The organism is Oceanisphaera psychrotolerans (assembly GCF_001870485.1).
In the GTDB taxonomy this organism is placed as follows: domain Bacteria; phylum Pseudomonadota; class Gammaproteobacteria; order Enterobacterales; family Aeromonadaceae; genus Oceanimonas; species Oceanimonas psychrotolerans.
Genome location: NZ_MDKE01000008.1, coordinates 63283 through 80702, shown reverse-complemented (window position 1 = coordinate 80702; position 17420 = coordinate 63283). Strand labels below are relative to the sequence as shown.

Genomic DNA, 17420 nt, shown 5'->3' with positions numbered 1-17420 from the left:
CCAAATATGGCGCATCGCGACGCCGGTTACACAAGAGGTGTCCATCTCATCATCCATGGGGGCTCTACTGCACCTTCCCTGGTGCAGAAGGTCTGCTTAACGGTATCTTGCCTCTGCTCCTCAGGATGAGGAGCAATGAAAACAGACATCCACCCCGCCTCAATGGTTGGGTGAATGTTTGAAGCAGCTTTCCATGTAGTCCACGAAGCACTTTACCCGGCTGGGCAGAAAATGCCGGTGCGGGTAGAGTAGATTCAGGTTGATTTTCGGCAGTTCGAAGTCTTCCAGCAGCGGCAGTAATACTCCCTTCTCCAGATAATCTTCCACGATAAAACGAGGCTGCATGATCACGCCCATGCCCTGGCTGGCGGCCAGCGCCAGGGCCCGGCCGGTATTGGCCCGCATCGCGCCCTTGGGCCTGATGTCATACCGGTGTCCCCGTTGCTGGTAGCTCCATTGCGGCTCGCTCAGGGTATAGAGCAGGCAGTTATGATCCACGAGCTGCGAGGGATGGTCGGGGGTGCCGTGCCGGGCCAGGTAATCGGGGGCGGCGCAGGTGATCAGCGACATCTGCGCCAATGGCCGGGCAATCAGTGACGAGTCGGGCAGGGCACCGATGCGCAGCGCCAGATCGAAGTTTTCTTCCACCAGCGCCACCAGGCGATCGCTGTACTCCAGATTGAGGTGAATGTCCGGGTAGCGCCGGTGAAATTCCGCCAGCAGCGGGGCCACCTTGAGGGTGCCGAAGTCCATGGGAACCGAGATGCGAATAGGCCCGCTGGGTCGACGGCTGTGATCCGAGATCATGGCATTGGCCTGCTCCAGCTCGGCCAGAATGGCATGGCAGCGCTCGTAATATAGCTGGCCGGCTTCGGTGACACTGACCCGGCGGGTAGTGCGCATCAACAGCCGGGCGTGAGATGCTGCTCCAGCAAGCCTACCTGTTTCGACACCATGGCGACCGACAGTTCGAGCTGGTGCGCGGTTTTGGTAAAGCTTTGTAGTTCCACCACCTTGCAGAAGGTCCGGATAGCGGATAATTGGTCCACCTATTGTGCTCCCTTGTCGTGTACCTGACGTTATGTATCCGAGTGGTGCGATTCGGGCGGTTTTGTCCGGGTTAGCACCCTTGATAACGCTATATTATTAACTAAAAGTGGATAATGTTTTAGTTAAATTATAATTGTTCTCGTTTTCCCGGCGCCCTACTATCTAGTCCATATTAACCATGTGGCGCCCGGGTGCGCCTGATCCTGCAGATACGGAGATTATTATGAAAACGACAGCAGCCTTGCTTGTTTCCTCTTTGGTACTGGCCGGCCCGGTTGTGGCCGCCGATTACAAGGTGGACCCGGCTCATACCACGGTAGTCTTTGAAGTGAGCCACATGGGCTTCAGCACCCTGCTGGGGCGTTTCAACGAACTGGAGGGCAGCTATCAGTTCGATGCGGACAACCCTGCCGCCGCTACGGCCAGCTTCACCATCGAGGCCGACAGCGTCGATACCAACCACGAGGAGCGGGACAAGCACCTGCGCAGCCCCGACTTCTTCGATGTGCGCCAGTATCCGACCCTGAACTTTGCCAGCACCGGCTACGAAGGTGACAAGGACGGCGGCAAGCTGAGCGGTAACCTGACCGTGCACGGTGTGAGTCAGCCGGTCACCTTCGACGTCAACTTTATCGGCGAAGGCGAGGACCCCTGGGGGGGCTATCGCAACGGCTTCAGCGCCGAGACGAGCATCAAGCGCAGTGACTTTGGCATGAGCTACGGCCTGCCCGGCGTGGGTGATGACATCGCCATCAAGCTGTTTGTCGAAGGCATTCGTCAGTAAACCCGGAGGCTGATATGGGCGTGGATCTGCTGATACAGACGCTGCTGCCGGCCTTTGCTGCGGGTGCCATCGGCTGGTGGCGCCCGTCCGCATTCTGGTGGCTGGCAGGGCTGGCGGTGTGGGTGACCATGGGCTGGGCATCCGGCTGGTACTGGTGGCCGACCAAGGGCACCCAGTGGTTGCCGATGGTCTTCTGGGCGGTGGCGCTGGCCGAGCTGTTACCGGGCCGGTGGCGCCGGCTGCTGGCACCGCTGCTGATAAGTGGCGTCTTTCTGCTGGCGTTATGGCCGCTGCTGGCGCGTTACCCCGAGGCACTGCTGGGCCTGGTGGTATTCTGGCTGTGGCAGGGCTGGTGCGAATGGCGCTGTGGTACGGACCGGGCCGGACTGGGCTTTGCCGCCGGTGGTGGTGCCTTTGCCATCACGGTCGCCATCGATGGCAGCCTGCTGCTGGCTCAGCTCGCCGGTGCCCTGGCGGTACTGGCCGGATTCTTGTGGCTGAGCGGCCTGAGTCGCTCGGTGTCCGACCGTCAGTTTACCGGTGCCTATGTGCTGCTGCTGACCCTGTGCTGGCAGTATATTCCCATGGACTGGTGGATAGTGGCGCTGGCGTTGGTGCCGCCTTGGGTGGAACAGGGGCTGCGCCGAAAAGGAGCCTGGCGGTCGTCACTGGCGGCGATCGGCGCCGCGGTGCTGGTGGGCGCACTCAGCCTCTGGCTGGTGTGGCCTCAGGATTCGCTATATTGACAGCCATGTGATAACAAAAGGACCGAGTCAGACCGACCCGGTCCTTTTTCTTTTACGCAAGGAAACACCATGAAACCGAGAGTGGAAATTCGCTACTGTTCCCTGTGCCGCTGGCTGTTGCGTTCGGCCTGGCTGGCACAGGAAATATTGTCGACCTTCAATGACGAGGTGGGCGAGGTAGCCCTGATCCCGGGAGAAAAAGGCCAGTTCCAGATCATCGTCGACGGCACCCTGATCTGGTGCCGGGTGGCGGACGAGGGCTTTCCCGAGGCCAAGGAGATCAAGCAACGGTTACGGGATCATATCGCGCCGGATCGCGACCTGGGCCACAGTGACCGTTGACGCCATAGCTCGCCGGGCCAGCCGTCGATTAGCTATGATTTGAGTATCGGGTCGGATTCGGGACACCAGCCTGCAATCTGAGCAATAACACCAATAGAGTCCCCAAACCACCTCGATGACGGTGCCTTGGCACCATTCATACGGTTTGATGAAGGGAATCACTATGACCAACCATGTACCGGTCAGCCTGGGCCATATAGCCCCCTTGTATGTCGATGTTGGCGGTCAGACCGGCAAGCTGGCACTGGTGTGTGAAGGGGGTGGCCAGCGGGGCATTTTTACCGCCGGCGTGCTGGATGTGTTTATGGAGGCTCGTTTCGATCCCTTCGATATCCTGATTGGCACCTCGGCCGGGGCCCAGAATCTGTCGGCCTTTGTGTGTGATGCCCGGGGCTATGCCTGCAAGATCATCGGCGAGTACACCACCCGTGCCGAATTCTTTCGGCCGTTGCACTTTGCCCGTGGAGGCGATCTGGTCGATCTGGACTGGTTCTTCGAGGTCATCACGCAGGGGATGCCACTGGATATCGACACCGGCCGCCGGCGACTGAACGGGCGCGAGTTGCTGTTTTGCAGCACGCGTACCGGCGATTACCGACCTCATTATTTTCATCCGACGGAAAGCGACTGGATGCTGGGGTTGAAGGCGTCCAGCGCCATTCCGCTGTTTTACCGGGCCGGGGTGCAGTGGCAGGGAGAGCGCTATGTGGACGGCAGCGTGGCCGATGCGATACCGGTGCGCGAGGCCTATCGTCGGGGGGCGCGTACCATAGTGGTGATACGTACCGTGCCTCAGCATAGCCGTTTCAGCCCGCACTGGGCGCGCAAACTGGAGGGCTGGATAGGCCGTGAACGACTGGGTGATCTGATGCAGATAGTGGAGGCCCACGAACGCTGTTTCAACGACTCCCATGACTTTATCCGCTCGCCGCCGGAAGGTACCCGGGTGATCGAAATCTTTCCACACCAGCCATTGCAAAGCCGGGTGCTGGGCTCCAGCCGGGCACAGCTGGAGCAGGACTATGAACTGGGCCGCCGCTGCGGTCTGTATTTTCTGCATACGCTGGGATCGGCGCTGGAGACGCTGGCCGCGCAATAAAATGGCCGCAAGCGGTTGCACGCTCTGGTCAGCGCCCGGCTCTGTGTGTACACTCGCCCCCCGATTTTCAGGACAAGCCATGTCGAAGGCCGTGGATATCATGAACGCCTTGTCACGGTCGGGCTTGCTGAAGCGCCGGGCGCCCGATACCCTCGGAGCGTCAAACAATTATCGTACCGGGCCTTATCCAGGTCCGGATCTTCTATGGCCCTTACACATAAAGGGGACAAAGAATATGGCTGAATGGTCCGCAAACGACGCACTAAAGGTGTATAACCTGCCTTACTGGGGTGCCGGTTTTTTTCATCTGGACGATCAGGGTCGGGTCGTCGTCACCCCCGATAAAACCCGCCCCGAGGCAAAAGTGGTCTTGTCCGAAGTGGTCGAGCAGCTCAAGGCAGAAGGTTACGCCGCTCCGGTGCTGCTGCGCTTCCCCGATATTATCAAAAGCCGTATCGATGCCCTGTTCAATGCCTTCAACGGTGCCATCGAGGATTATGGCTACGAAGGTGATTACCTGACCGTTTACCCGATCAAGGTGAATCAGCAGCGCGGTGTGCTGGATGCGGTGACCAAGGCATATAAAGACAAGCCGCGGCTGGGCCTGGAAGCGGGTTCCAAGCCGGAGTTGCTGGCGGTGCTGGCGCACAGCCATGAAACCGAGTCGGTGATCGTCTGTAACGGTTATAAGGACAAGGAATATATCCGCCTGGCGCTGTTGGGCACCAAGATGGGCCATCAGGTGTATATCGTCATCGAGAAGCTGTCCGAGCTGACCATGGTGATGGAAGAGGCTCAGCGCCTCAATGTGGCGCCTCGTCTGGGTGTACGCGCCCGGCTGGCCTCTCAGGGGGCCGGTAAATGGCAGTCCAGTGGTGGCGAAAAGTCCAAGTTTGGTCTGAGTGCGGCGCAGGTGTTGAACCTGGTCAAGCAGTTGCGCGATGCGGACTGCCTGGACTGGTTGCAGCTGCTGCATTTCCATCTGGGATCCCAGATTGCCAATATCCGCGATATCCAGAAAGGCGTACGTGAATGTGGCCGTTTCTACGGCGAGCTGCGCCGCATGGGGGTCCCGGTCGATATCGTCGATGTGGGCGGCGGTCTGGGCGTGGATTACGAAGGTACCCGTTCGCAGAGCTATTGCTCGGCCAACTACAACCTGCGTGAATACGCCAACAACGTGGTGTGGGGCATCGGTAATGTGTGCCGCGAATTCGACCTGCCTTATCCGCTGATCATCAGTGAATCCGGCCGGGCCATCACCGCGCACCATGCCATGCTGGTGGCCGATGTGATCAGCACCGAGTCGGCCAAACCCCAGCCGGCGACGGCGCCGGCAGATGACGCCGCCTTCCTGCTGCAGAACATCTGGGAAACCTGGGAAGATCTGTGCCGGGAAGATCCGCCGCTGCTCGAAATCTACCACGATACCGTGGCCGAGCTGGCCGATGTGCACCAGCAGTACAACATGGGTCTGATGACGCTGGAAGACCGGGCCTGGGCCGAGGAAATGCACCTCAACATCTGTCTGGGCATCAAGTCACGGCTGGATACGGTGAACCGGGCGCACAGACCCATTATCGACGAGCTGAACGAGAAGCTGGCGGACAAGTGTTTCGTCAACTTCTCCCTGTTCCAGTCCCTGCCCGATGCCTGGGGTATCGATCAGATCTTCCCGGTGCTGCCGCTGGATGGCCTGGACCGGGCGCCGACCCGTCGCGCGGTGATCCTCGATATCACCTGTGACTCCGACGGCGCCATCGATCAGTACGTCGATGGCCAGGGGGTGGAAACCACGCTGCCGATGCCCGAGTTTGTGCCCGGCCAGCCCCAGTATCTGGCTTTTTCCTGGTGGGCGCCTATCAGGAGATTCTGGGCGACATGCACAACCTGTTCGGCGATACCCATAGTGCGGAAGTGTCGGTGGACGAGCAGGGCAAGGTGGTGGTCAATAACGTGAAAGCTGGCAGCACCGTGGCCGACATGCTGCGTTATGTGGACATCGACCCGTCGGTGATCAATGCCCGTTACGAGGTGCTGGTGAATCAGCCGGACCTGGATGAAGAAACCCGTGCCATGCTGCTGAAAGAACTGTCGGCCGGTCTGGAAGGTTATACCTATCTGGAAGAAGAGCTTTAAGCTACGCCGTAAAACGTAAGCGGTAAATGCCAGGCGGGAAGTCGACATCGACTTCCCGCTTTTTCATGCCTGGGGATCAGGTGAAGGGTCGTGCCTACAGGCCGAGATCCTTCACACTTTCCATGACCACGAAGGTGCTGGTTTGCACCACATGCGGCAGGGTGGAGAGTTTTTCTCCCAGCACAGTACGGTAAGAGACCATGTCTCTGGTGCGTATCTTCAGCAGGTAGTCGTAGCCACCGGCGATCATGTGGCACTGCTCGACTTCTCCGATCTTGCGGACGGCCTTGTTAAAGGCGGTCAGGGCCTTGCTGCTGGTATCGTTGAGGGTGACCTGGACAAAGGCGATATGATTCAGGCCGAGCTTGCCATGATCGACCAGCGCCGTATAACCGGTGATATACCCCTGTTCCTCGAGCCGGCGCATCCTCAGTTGGCAGGGGGTCTTCGACAGGCCGACGCGGGAAGCCAGCTCGGTGAGTGTCATCCGGGCATCTTCCTGGAGTTCCTTGATGATCTGCAGGTCTGCTCTATCCAAATTTCCCATTGTTGCCGCCATTTTTAGTTTTTATTTCCAATATGTTGTTTAAATATATTCCAATAGTCTACATATGTTTTTTTATTGGTGAAATAGACTATTGGCTCTTCGGTACAATGTCAGGATGTTTCAAGCGGTGAGGTGAGGCCAGATGTTGCGTGGATCACCGGCCGGAGGACGCCTGGGGCATTTCATCCGGCTGCTACGGGTTTACAGGTCTGCCGCAGGCCCGGGCAATTCATCACTAGAATAAAACCACTGACCTTGTTTGGAGATATTTTCTCATGCTCGATATTCGAATCCCATCCAAGCAAACGGTGCTGGATCAACTGGCTGATGCGTTCCGAACCAGTCTGGACCCTCACCATGCATCATCTCTGATTGAGTTCTCACGACAGTTTTACCGCGTATCGGCTCCCGAGGAGCTGAGCGCCTCCAGCATCGATCATCTCTACGCTACCGTCCTGTCGTACTGGAAAACCATCCAGGCCTTCGATGCCACCGAGGCGAAGGTTGAAGTGTTCAACCCTAACGTCGAGCAGCACGGCTGGCATTCGGGCCATACGGTGATCCGGGTTCATGTGCTGGACATGCCTTTTCTGGTGGATTCGGTGCGAGTGGAACTGAACCGGCAGGAATTGGCGATCCATTCCATCAGCAACTGTGTCATCAAGGTCAGGCGTGACCAGGACGGTCAGTTGCTGGAGCTGAAGGCGACGGCCGCCGGCGAAGAGCGGATGCAGGCGGAGTCGGTGATTCACCTCGAGGTCGACCGTCATACCGATCCTGACAGTCTCCGGGTGATCCGCGAGGCGCTGGTGGAGGTGCTGGCCGAGGTCAGAATGGCGGTGGATGACCATATCGAGATGCGCGAACAGCTTGGGCTTATCCAGCAGGAACTTCGTCAGGGGGCGGCGCAGGGGGATAAGGAGCAGCGGGAAGAAATCAATCGGTTCCTCGACTGGCTGCTGGATGATCATTTTATCTTTCTCGGCTATCAGCCTGGCAGCTTGACGGCGAGCGGGAGACGGCGCAGCTCATGCTCAGGCCCGGAGATTGCCTCGGAGTCATGCGGTGCGAGAGCTCCTCTCGTCGCCAGCAAGAAAGCGAATGGACTCACGATGCGGTACTCCCCGCGCTGATCGATTTTGCCAAGGACAGCCACCGCTCCAGAGTGCATCGGCCCGGTTACCGGGACGTCGTGGTCATCAAGCGGCTGGATGCTGACGGAAAGACGATTGGCGAACACCGTCTCGTCGGGCTTTATACCTCCACTGTCTATAGCCATGAGCCGGAGCAGATCCCGTTGATCCGTCACAGGATAGCGGCGGTACTGGCGCATTCCGGGTTTGAACCCGGCGGACACAGCTTTAAGCGGGTCAGCCAGATCCTGAAAGACATGCCCCGCGACGAGATCCTGCTGGCGAGTACCGACGAATTGCAGGAGTTGGCCATGGGCATCTTCAACCTGCAGGAACGCCGCAAGGCCTCGCTGTTTATCAGGGCGGACAAGGGCGGGCGTTATTACTCCTGCCTCTACTATGTGCCACGGGATCTGTTCAACACAGCCTTGCGCGAGAAAGTGCAGCAGATCCTGGTCGATGGTCTTGGTGCCGTGGATGTGGAGATGTCTGCCGCGTTGCCGGATTCGGTGCTGTTCCGGGCTCACTTCGTGCTGTATGTGGAGCCGGAAGCGCAGCAGGTGCCCGACATTGCTGCGATTGAAGCCCGCGTAATGGCGGCGTCCCGCTCGTGGGAAGGCGATTTGAAGTCCAATCTGGTCGAGGTATGCGGCGAGGAGGCGGGCAATCGTTTCGCCAACCTGTTCAGCCGGGCCTTCTCGTCGGTATACAAGGAACATTTTTCTCCCGCCAACGGGGTCTGCGACATACAGCATATGGAACAGCTGGCGCCGGGGCGCGACATCGCCATGCGCTTCTATCAATCCATTGATCCGATGGCGCAGGGGCTGAAGTTCAAGCTGTACACCCAGGATGCTCATCTGGTGCTGTCCGATGTGATCCCGCTGCTGGAAAATCTGGGAATGCGGGTTCTGGCGGAGCATCCCTATGTGGTTCAGCGCCGTGATGACAGGCAGTACTGGATCAGCGACGTCAAGGTCAGTTGCAAGACGCCGGACACCGAGGCGGAGCGTCAGGTGGTCTATGGCCTAATCCAGGACGCCTTCAGCAAGATCTGGACGGGAGGGGCAGAAAATGACTCGTTCAATCACTTGATCCTGGGGGCCGGACTGGGCTGGCGAGAGGTCGCGCTGCTGCGTGCCTATGCCCGCTACAGCAAGCAACTCCGCTTCGGCTTCAGCCAGCCCTTCCTGGCCGACACCCTGGTGCGTCATCTTGCCGTGACCCGCCTGCTGGTTGCACTGTTCCAGGCACGTTTCGAACCGGCAGACACGGCGGACGAGCAACGTCAGGAGGCGGCGCAACACATCGAACAGCAGATCCAGGAGGAACTGGATCGGGTAGACAGCCTGGATGATGATCGTATCCTGCGCCGTTTCCTGATGCTGATCCGGGCCACCATTCGCACCAACTATTATCAACGGAAGGCCGATGGGGAGCCGAAAGAGTATTTTTCCTTCAAACTTGATCCCCAGACAATTCCGGATATTCCGCAGCCCAGGCCGATGTTCGAGGTGTTTGTCTATTCGCCGCAGATGGAAGGGGTTCACCTGCGCTCGGGCAAGGTGGCCAGGGGAGGGATCCGCTGGTCCGACCGGATGGAAGACTACCGGACCGAGGTGCTGGGGCTGGTCAAGGCGCAGCAGGTCAAGAACTCGGTGATCGTCCCGGTGGGGGCCAAAGGCTGCTTTATCGTGAAGCAGCCCCCCACCTCCGGCGGGCGTGAAGCGGTCCTGGCGGCAGGACAGGCCTGCTACCGCACCTACATTCGCGGGCTGCTGGATCTGGCCGATAACCTGGTGGGGGGCGAGACCCGGCCGCCCGCCGGAGTGGTGCGGCATGATGGGGATGATCCCTATCTGGTGGTGGCGGCCGACAAGGGGACGGCGACGTTTTCCGATATCGCCAATGACATCTCCGACGAATACGGCTTCTGGCTGGGCGATGCCTTCGCCTCGGGCGGCAGCCAGGGCTATGACCACAAGAAAATGGGGATTACCGCCCGTGGTGCCTGGGAGTCGGTGAAGCGACATTTTCACGAGCGTGGTCTCGACACCCAGAACGAGCGGTTTTCGGTGATCGGCATCGGAGACATGGCAGGCGATGTGTTCGGCAATGGCATGCTGTTGTCCGAGTCCATCGCGCTGGTGGCCGCGTTCAACCATCAGCATATCTTTGTCGATCCCGCGCCCGATGTCGGCCGTTCGTTCACCGAAAGGCAACGGTTGTTCGGGTTATCCCGTTCGTCCTGGAGCGATTACGACACTTCGCTGATCAGCGAGGGCGGCGGCGTCTTTTCACGCAGTGCCAAATGGGTTGAGATCAGCCCACAAATGCAGTCGGCCTTCGCGATCGAGGCGGACCGCCTGACGCCCAACGAACTGATCAGCGCGCTGCTGAAGGCGCCCGTCGACATGATCTGGAATGGCGGCATTGGTACCTATATCAAGGCGACGGTCGAAAGCCACGAGATGGTGGGTGACAAGGCCAATGACGGGCTGCGGGTCGATGGTCAGGACGTGCGGTGCCGGGTACTGGGAGAAGGGGGCAACCTGGGGGCCACCCAGCGGGGACGTATCGAATTTGCCCTCGGTGGAGGGGCGGCCAACACCGACTTTATCGATAATGCCGGCGGGGTGGACTGTTCCGATCATGAAGTGAATATCAAGATCCTGCTGAACGAACTGGTACAGCAGGGCGACATGACCCTTAAACAGCGTAATCAACTGCTGCGCGAGATGACGGATGAGGTGGCCCGGCTGGTGCTGAACAACAACTATCGGCAGGCCCAGGCTCTGAATATTGCCGATGCGTTCTCCAGCGAATCGGTCGATGAACATATGCGCCTGATGCGCAGCCTGGAAAGTGCCGGCAGGCTGGATCGCACTCTGGAGTTTTTGCCCTCCGACAAGGAACTGCTACACCGCAAGGAGCAGGGACAGGGGCTGACCCGGCCGGAACTGTCGGTGCTGATTTCCTACGCCAAGATAGAACTTAAACAGGCGCTGGCTGATTCCTGGCTGACGGAGGATCCCTGGTTTTCGCAGGAACTCGTTACCGCCTTTCCCCGGCAGTTGCAGGACCGGTTTCCGGATGCATTGAGCAGCCACCGTCTGCGGCGGGAAATCACCGCCACCCAGATAGCCAATGATCTGGTCAATCGCATGGGCATCACCTTTGTACACAGTGTGCGTACCGCAACCGGCGCTGACTTCGCACAGATTGCGGCGGCCTACCTGATTGTCCGGGACGTGTTCGGCATTGCCGGACACTGGGATGCCATCGAGGCGCTGGATGGTCAGGTACCGGTCGCGACCCAGATCGACATGATGAGAGATCTGATCCGGCTGGTCAGGCGGGGAAGCTACTGGGTGTTGCGTTATCGTCGTTATGATCTGGACCTGGCCGGGTGCATCGAGGCCTATCGAGGCGCCCTGAGCGACGCCGTGGCCAGTGTGGAGCAACTGGGCCGGATTGTGCCGCAGGATCGTTGGCAGGAAAAATTCGGGCGCTATTGCGAGCAGAAGGTGCCGGAGCTGCTGGCGGCCTACTGCGCCTCGGCCGAAAGTCAGTACTGGCTGCTGGATATTATCGACATTGCCCGTCACCGGGAAGTGGGGATCGTCGAGGTGGCGTCGGTGTATTTCACCCTGGGAGAGAAGCTCAATCTGGTCTGGCTCGATCGACAGATACTGGCCTTTCCCGCGACCAATCACTGGCAATCGCTGGCGGTCAGCAGTTATCGAAACGAGCTCGATCATCAGTTGCGAGGCCTGACTCAGGGCGTTATCGACATGGGCAAGGAGGATCAGGAGGCCCCGGACGTGTCGGACTGGCTGGCGCGCTGGTTCCAGCGACAGGCCCCGCTGCTGACTCGTTGGCACCAGACCCTGGCGGAAGTACAGAGGACGAAAATCACCGATTGTGCGGTGTTCTCCGTCGCCCTGAGTGTGTTGCTCGAACTGGCATAGCGACGCATCATTTCCCCGTGGCACCTGACCCCGTCGACGCATGACCGTGACGGGGTCATTTTTTTGTGCGCCAGGCATGGCGTGCCGTGCCTTGCCGGATCTGGCTTCGGATAGCTGGGTTAGTCGATTTTCCTGTTATTTATATTCTGCTGGTAAAAAGTTAAAAAATGGAATCGATAAATGGTCATAAAGCAATGTTAGCTAATTTAATATAGGAAATATGACTCTCTGTTTGTGGGTAGAATGGCGACAACAAGACTACATACACCAAGGGAGTAGGTCGGATGAAAGAACAAGCACAATCGATGGCGTCCAGCCGGGAACAGATGCGTAGCAACTATCTGGCAAATGAAGCCACCGTCGTCAAGGCGTTGGCGGCCAGTGCGCAGGTATCCCCCACTGAGCGTGCCAACATCTCCGCTCGGGCGATCGAGCTGGTTAAAGATGTGCGTGCCAACTCCACGCCCACCATCATGGAAAAGTTTCTGGCCCAGTACGGCCTGACGACCAAGGAAGGCGTGGCGCTGATGTGTATGGCCGAAGCCCTGCTGCGGGTACCGGACAAGAGCACCATCGACGAGCTTATCGAAGACAAGATTTCATCCGGCAACTGGGCCGAGCACCGTGGCCGTTCCGGCTCATCGCTGATCAACAGCTCCACCTGGGCACTGCTGGTAACCGGCAAGCTGCTCTCGCCGGTCGACCGGAAAGGGCTGACCAGCACCCTGCGTGGCATGGTCAAGCGCCTCGGCGAGCCCGTGGTGCGCACTGCCGTGGCTCAGGCCATGAAGGAAATGGGACGCCAGTTCGTGCTGGGCCGCAACATCGAGGAAGCACTCAAGCGCGCGAAGAGCTATGAATCGCGGGGCTATACCTACTCCTACGACATGCTGGGGGAGGCGGCTCGCACCGACGCGGATGCGCTGCGCTATCACCGTGCCTATTCCGATGCCATCAAGTCCCTGGCACCGCACTGTGTACACCAGGAAATTCGCAAGAACCCGGGGATTTCGGTCAAGCTGTCGGCACTGCATGCCCGCTACGAATTCGGCCAGCAAGAGCGGGTCATGAACGAGCTGGTGCCCCGGGCGCTGGAACTGGCCAGACAGGCCAAGGCCGCCAACATGGGCTTCAATATCGATGCGGAAGAAGCCGATCGCCTGGATCTGTCTCTGGATGTGATCGAGGCGGTGCTGTCCGATCCTTCGCTGGCGGGCTGGGACGGCTTTGGTGTCGTGGTACAGGCCTTCGGCAAGCGGGCTGCCCATGTGCTTGACTGGCTGTATGCACTGTCCGAAAAGCTGGATCGACGCATCATGGTACGTCTGGTCAAAGGCGCCTACTGGGATGCGGAGATCAAGCGTGCCCAGGTGATGGGCCTGAAGGATTTCCCGGTCTTCACCCGCAAGGTCAACAGCGATCTGTCCTACATTTCCTGCGCCAGAAAACTGCTGGGCATGACCGATCGCATCTATCCCCAGTTTGCGACCCACAATGCCCACTCGGTATCGGCCATTCTGGAACTGGCTCAGGGTCGGGACTGCTTCGAATTCCAGCGTCTGCACGGCATGGGCGAATCGCTGCATGATGCGGTGCTCACCAAACAGGGAACGCGCTGCCGCATCTACGCCCCCGTGGGTGCCCACCAGGATCTGCTGGCCTATCTGGTACGCCGCCTGCTGGAAAACGGTGCCAACAGCTCCTTCGTCAACCAGATTGTCGATACCCGTATCCAGCCCGAAGACATCGCTCGCGACCCCTTCGATACCGTCGCCGCCATGGGCGATGCCGTGTCGAGCAAGACCATTGCCCGTCCGGCCGATCTCTATGGTGCCGAGCGCCTCAATGCCAAGGGCTGGGACATTACCGACCCGGTGGAAGTGGCCGCCATCGAAGAGGGGCGTGGCCGCTTCAAGCGCCATCAGTGGACCGGTGGTCCCGTGCTGGCCTGCGAAGTGCAGGGCGGCGAGGTACAGGAAGTGCGCAACCCGGCCAAACCGTCTGATCTGGTGGGTCACGTCACCCAGGCTTCTAAAGAAGATATCGAAGGCGCCATCCGCGAAGCGCAAGCCGGCTTCCAGGTCTGGTCTGCCCTGTCGGTGGAGGAGCGGGCCAGCCGCATTCGCCGTGTAGCCGACCTGTTTGAAGAGCATGTTCACGAGCTGTTCGCCCTGGCGACCCGCGAAGCGGGCAAGAGCCTGCTCGATGGCGTGGCCGAAATTCGCGAAGCCGTCGATTTTGCCCGTTACTATCCGAACGAAGCGGTACGCAACCAGGAGTTCGGTGCCGGGCGTGGTGTCATTGCCTGTATTTCGCCCTGGAACTTCCCGCTGGCGATTTTTGCCGGTCAGGTACTGGCGGGGCTGGCGGCAGGCAATGCCGTTATCGCCAAGCCGGCCGGTCAGACCGCGCTGATCGCCACCCGTGCAGTCGAGCTGATGCATGAAGCCGGTATCCCCAAGGGTGCCATTCAGCTGCTGCCCGGCAGCGGCAGCACGGTCGGTGCGGCGCTGACCTCGGACCCCCGTATTGCCGGTGTCTGTTTTACCGGTTCTACCGCCACGGCCCAGCACATCAACAAGGTGATGGCCGAGTCAATGGCACCGGACGCACCTCTGGTGGCCGAAACCGGTGGTCTGAACGCCATGATCGTGGACTCCACCGCCCTGCCGGAGCAGGTGATACGCGATGTACTGGCGTCCTCGTTCCAGAGTGCCGGTCAGCGTTGTTCCGCCCTGCGCATGCTCTATGTGCAGAAGGACATCGCCGATCACCTGCTGGAGATGCTGTACGGCGCCATGGACGAGCTGCGGGTGGATGATCCCTGGTTGCTGTCTACCGATGTGGGCCCGGTGATCGACGACAATGCCAAGCAGGGTATCGAAGCGCATTGCAAGAAATTCGCCGCCATGGGACGGGTGCTCAAGCAGTTGCCGGTACCGGCCGAAGGGCGCTTTGTGGCACCGACGGTGATCAGACTGGAAGGCATCCATGAACTGAAAGAGGAAATCTTCGGGCCGGTGCTGCACGTGGCTACCTTCGAGGCGGACGAGATCGAGCAGGTGGTCGATCAGATCAACGCCCAGGGCTTCGGCCTGACCTTTGGCCTGCATACCCGGGTCGACAAGCGGGTTGAGCGCATCGTCAACCGGGTCAAGGTGGGCAACATCTACGTCAACCGCAACCAGATCGGCGCCATCGTCGGTTCCCAGCCCTTTGGTGGCGAGGGCCTGTCGGGCACCGGTCCGAAAGCGGGTGGTCCCCAGTATGTACGCCGCTTCATGAAGTCCGACGCGGCGGCAGCGGTGGACGTCGCCGGGGCAGAATCGGTGACTGCGGATCAGCTGCAGCGTGCGATCACCCAGCTGGACGTGCGGGCATGGTCCGTGGCCCGGGATCGGGCGGCGCGGCTGCAGACCGTCTTTGGTGCCGTGCCCGCGGCCCTCGATGCCACTCCGGAAGAGATGCCGGGACCGACCGGGGAGCTGAACCGACTGTCCTGCCGTCCTCGTGGTGTCGTGCTCTGTCTGGGCCCGGATCTGGCCTCGGCCATGAAGCAGGCCGGCATCGCCTTGTCGCAGGGCAATGGTGTGGTCGTGGTCGCGCCGGGAGCACAAGCGGCCCTGGCCGGCGCGACCGGTGTGCCGGTGCTGGGGCTGGATGGTCTGTTGCAGCCTGCCGCTCTGGAAACCGTGGGTGGATTCGAGGCGGTGGTCAGCGCGGCTGCCGAGCCGACGCTGCGGCAATACCGTGTCGCCCTGTCGCGACGTGATGGTGCCCTGTTGCCGTTGCTGACCGGTCAGGATGCGCCCGAGCGTTTCGTGATCGAACGCCACCTCTGTGTCGACACCACGGCAGCCGGCGGCAACGCCAGCCTGATCGCGGCATCCGAGTAAGCGCTATAGTGTATCTGGCGGCCACCTTGTCCTGACAGGCGGGAGTGGCCGCCAGTTATCAACAGGCCATTAATCAATGACATGGTAAAGGAGTGCTCACAATGAACGGTTTATCCCCGCAGTCAGTAGTACCCCGATCGGCCCTGCCTCCTGGTTCCGTGACGGATGAAGAGCAGCGAGCCACAGACGCGGCGTTTGCCTCTCCGGCCCTTCAGCAACATCAGGATGAAGAGGACGTCTGTTTCGTCCGCTCTTTCAACTGAGCGAGAGCAGGCACAGATTAACAGCCCGGGGCGCGACCGCTCCCCGGGCTGTTTGTTCAGGTATGACCACCTGACAGCAAACCAATACGGGTCTCGTGCCCGTATTTTTATGCCTGGGTGTCCGGGGTCAGGCTGTGCAGCCATTCCCGCCAGATGGCAACCAGCAGTGCCATCAGGACTGGCCCGACAAAGAGACCGACAATACCCATGGTGGTGACTCCGCCGATAAGACCGAAAAACGTCGGCAGAAACGGCAGCTTGATCGGGCCGCCCACCAGTCGGGGACGTATGGTCTTGTCCACGATAAAGAGTTCAATCGATCCCCACAGGAACAACCCCACGGCTGCCACCATGTCGCCGGAGCCGGCCAGATAGAGCGACACCAGGGTAAAGGAAAGCGGAGCACCGCCGGGTACCAGGGCCATGAAGCCGGTCAGCATGCCCAGCGCCACCGGTGAAGGGACCCCGGCCACGGCGTAGGCGATGCCCAGTACCACGCCTTCACCTAGGGCGATCAGTCCCATGCCGGTAACGGTGGAGCTGACGGTGGCCGGCACCATGCGCGAAAAGCGGGCCCAGTGCCCGGCGAGTACCGACTCGCCCACCCGATCGAGCTGGCGGGCCAGTACCTGACCGTCCTTGTAGATAAAGTACAGGGTGATCAGCATGAAAATCAGGATCAGAAACAGATGAAAGGCCCGGCTGCCGAGGGTCAGAATCCAGCGATAGATATTGCCGAGTTGTTCGCCGCTGAGCAGACGCACCAGCTCGCTCAGCGCCTGGGGCTCGGCCACGTATTGATCCCAGTAGGGGGTCAGCCAGCTGCCCAGGGCGGGTAATGCTCTTATCCATTCCGGTATGGCTGCCCCCTGCCGGTTGACTTCGATAAGCAGCTCGACCCAACCCTTTATTTCTCCGAAGGCGTAGGCAAAGGCAAATGACAGCGGCACCACCAGGATCAACATGACCAGCAGCACCGCAAGGCTGGCGGCGACCATATCCCGGCCCCCGCACAGCCGCAGCAGCCGGGTGTAGAGCGGCCAGCTGGCAAAACCGATGATCAGGGCGCCCAGCACAGGAACCAGAAAGTCATTGAAAAAGTAAACCGCGACCACCAGCAGAAAAATCAGCAGCCAGCGGGAAATCAGGTTATCGGGCAAGGTATTGAACATGTTGAACTCGACAGGCATCACTGCGCAAGAGCATATCCTCAGGCGTGTGGATGCGCCAGCATCATCGAGAGGGACGCCGGGGTGCATCTTCAATAGACAACGTCTGAGCCATCGGGTTATTCACCCGGCTCGACGGGTCGTGTCAGTTTGCGTTCACAGTCCGTTTTGACGATGGCCAGCGCCGCCAGGGCAACGGCCGGATCCACGTCATTGAGTTCCAGTAGTTCAATCAAGTCTACCGCCAGTTGAATTTCCGGCGGGGCATCGGCCAGGCTCAT

Annotated in this window: 12 protein-coding genes and 1 pseudogene; 8 read left to right on the top strand and 5 right to left on the bottom strand. The window is 59.9% G+C overall.

What is annotated here, in order from left to right; translation table 11 throughout:
* Window positions 1-159 precede the first annotated feature (159 nt).
* Both BFR47_RS03565 and BFR47_RS18475 read right to left on the bottom strand, forming a co-directional pair.
* Window positions 160-903 carry a substrate binding domain-containing protein gene (locus tag BFR47_RS03565; RefSeq protein ID WP_245748778.1) on the bottom strand — a complete coding sequence of 248 codons (744 nt, stop codon included), beginning with the start codon at window positions 901-903 and terminating at the stop codon, window positions 160-162.
* Entirely contained in the window at window positions 903-1049 is a 147-nt protein-coding gene (locus tag BFR47_RS18475; protein WP_245748777.1) for a LysR family transcriptional regulator, read from the bottom strand. The genes BFR47_RS03565 and BFR47_RS18475 overlap by 1 nt, the downstream gene beginning before the upstream one ends.
* A gap of 224 nt (window positions 1050-1273) precedes the next feature.
* Here BFR47_RS18475 and BFR47_RS03560 point away from each other — a divergent pair, with 224 nt between their 5' ends.
* The 5 genes and pseudogenes from BFR47_RS03560 (at window position 1274) to speA (ending at window position 6160) form a co-directional block, all read left to right on the top strand.
* Complete coding sequence (locus tag BFR47_RS03560; RefSeq protein ID WP_071471797.1) at window positions 1274-1834, top strand: YceI family protein; 561 nt, start codon at window positions 1274-1276, stop codon at window positions 1832-1834.
* Window positions 1835-1848: 14 nt separating this feature from the next.
* Window positions 1849-2580, top strand: coding sequence for a hypothetical protein (locus tag BFR47_RS03555; RefSeq protein ID WP_071471796.1), 732 nt, complete (start codon window positions 1849-1851; stop codon window positions 2578-2580).
* A gap of 69 nt (window positions 2581-2649) precedes the next feature.
* Window positions 2650-2922: an Rdx family protein gene (locus BFR47_RS03550; protein ID WP_071471795.1), complete on the top strand. Its 273-nt coding sequence runs from the start codon at window positions 2650-2652 to the stop codon at window positions 2920-2922.
* Window positions 2923-3085: 163 nt separating this feature from the next.
* Complete coding sequence (locus BFR47_RS03545; RefSeq protein ID WP_083398991.1) at window positions 3086-4021, top strand: patatin-like phospholipase family protein; 936 nt, start codon at window positions 3086-3088, stop codon at window positions 4019-4021.
* A 235-nt stretch (window positions 4022-4256) separates the two neighbouring features.
* A pseudogene (speA, locus tag BFR47_RS03540) lies at window positions 4257-6160 on the top strand (biosynthetic arginine decarboxylase).
* A gap of 94 nt (window positions 6161-6254) precedes the next feature.
* On the opposite strand, the gene BFR47_RS03535 reads toward speA, so the two are convergent.
* Window positions 6255-6707, bottom strand: coding sequence for an Lrp/AsnC family transcriptional regulator (locus BFR47_RS03535; protein ID WP_083398990.1), 453 nt, complete (start codon window positions 6705-6707; stop codon window positions 6255-6257).
* A 275-nt stretch (window positions 6708-6982) separates the two neighbouring features.
* Between BFR47_RS03535 and BFR47_RS17700 the strand changes: the two genes are divergently transcribed.
* The 3 genes from BFR47_RS17700 (at window position 6983) to putA (ending at window position 15707) form a co-directional block, all read left to right on the top strand.
* Complete coding sequence (locus tag BFR47_RS17700) at window positions 6983-7840, top strand: NAD-glutamate dehydrogenase domain-containing protein (RefSeq protein ID WP_139215094.1); 858 nt, start codon at window positions 6983-6985, stop codon at window positions 7838-7840.
* The gene (locus BFR47_RS03530) at window positions 7768-11811 is read left to right on the top strand and encodes an NAD-glutamate dehydrogenase domain-containing protein (protein ID WP_139215093.1); all 4044 of its coding nucleotides are present in this window, start codon (window positions 7768-7770) and stop codon (window positions 11809-11811) included. The genes BFR47_RS17700 and BFR47_RS03530 overlap by 73 nt, the downstream gene beginning before the upstream one ends.
* Window positions 11812-12095: 284 nt before the next feature.
* Window positions 12096-15707, top strand: coding sequence for a bifunctional proline dehydrogenase/L-glutamate gamma-semialdehyde dehydrogenase PutA (putA, locus tag BFR47_RS03525; protein ID WP_071471793.1), 3612 nt, complete (start codon window positions 12096-12098; stop codon window positions 15705-15707).
* Window positions 15708-16077: 370 nt separating this feature from the next.
* Here the strand turns inward: putA and BFR47_RS03520 are convergent, their stop codons facing one another.
* Together BFR47_RS03520 and rsmS are read right to left on the bottom strand one after the other, a co-directional pair.
* Window positions 16078-17142 (bottom strand): AI-2E family transporter, encoded by a 1065-nt coding sequence (locus BFR47_RS03520; RefSeq protein ID WP_071471800.1) that lies wholly within the window; start codon window positions 17140-17142, stop codon window positions 16078-16080.
* Between the two features lie 116 nt (window positions 17143-17258).
* On the bottom strand, window positions 17259-17420 hold the full coding sequence (gene rsmS, locus BFR47_RS03515) for a pleiotropic regulatory protein RsmS (protein ID WP_071471792.1): 162 nt from the start codon (window positions 17418-17420) through the stop codon (window positions 17259-17261).

Bases quoted from the DNA above. Each gene is read 5' to 3' on its own strand.
- BFR47_RS03565 (WP_245748778.1), bottom strand. From the start codon at position 903: ATGCGCACTACCCGCCGGGTCAGTGTCACCGAAGCCGGCCAGCTATAT.
- BFR47_RS03560 (WP_071471797.1), top strand. From the start codon at position 1,274: ATGAAAACGACAGCAGCCTTGCTTGTTTCCTCTTTGGTACTGGCCGGC.
- BFR47_RS03555 (WP_071471796.1), top strand. From the start codon at position 1,849: ATGGGCGTGGATCTGCTGATACAGACGCTGCTGCCGGCCTTTGCTGCG.
- BFR47_RS03550 (WP_071471795.1), top strand. From the start codon at position 2,650: ATGAAACCGAGAGTGGAAATTCGCTACTGTTCCCTGTGCCGCTGGCTG.
- BFR47_RS03545 (WP_083398991.1), top strand. From the start codon at position 3,086: ATGACCAACCATGTACCGGTCAGCCTGGGCCATATAGCCCCCTTGTAT.
- BFR47_RS03535 (WP_083398990.1), bottom strand. From the start codon at position 6,707: ATGGGAAATTTGGATAGAGCAGACCTGCAGATCATCAAGGAACTCCAG.
- BFR47_RS17700 (WP_139215094.1), top strand. From the start codon at position 6,983: ATGCTCGATATTCGAATCCCATCCAAGCAAACGGTGCTGGATCAACTG.
- BFR47_RS03530 (WP_139215093.1), top strand. From the start codon at position 7,768: ATGCGGTGCGAGAGCTCCTCTCGTCGCCAGCAAGAAAGCGAATGGACT.
- putA (WP_071471793.1), top strand. From the start codon at position 12,096: ATGAAAGAACAAGCACAATCGATGGCGTCCAGCCGGGAACAGATGCGT.
- BFR47_RS03520 (WP_071471800.1), bottom strand. From the start codon at position 17,142: ATGTTCAATACCTTGCCCGATAACCTGATTTCCCGCTGGCTGCTGATT.
- rsmS (WP_071471792.1), bottom strand. From the start codon at position 17,420: ATGAGCCTGGCCGATGCCCCGCCGGAAATTCAACTGGCGGTAGACTTG.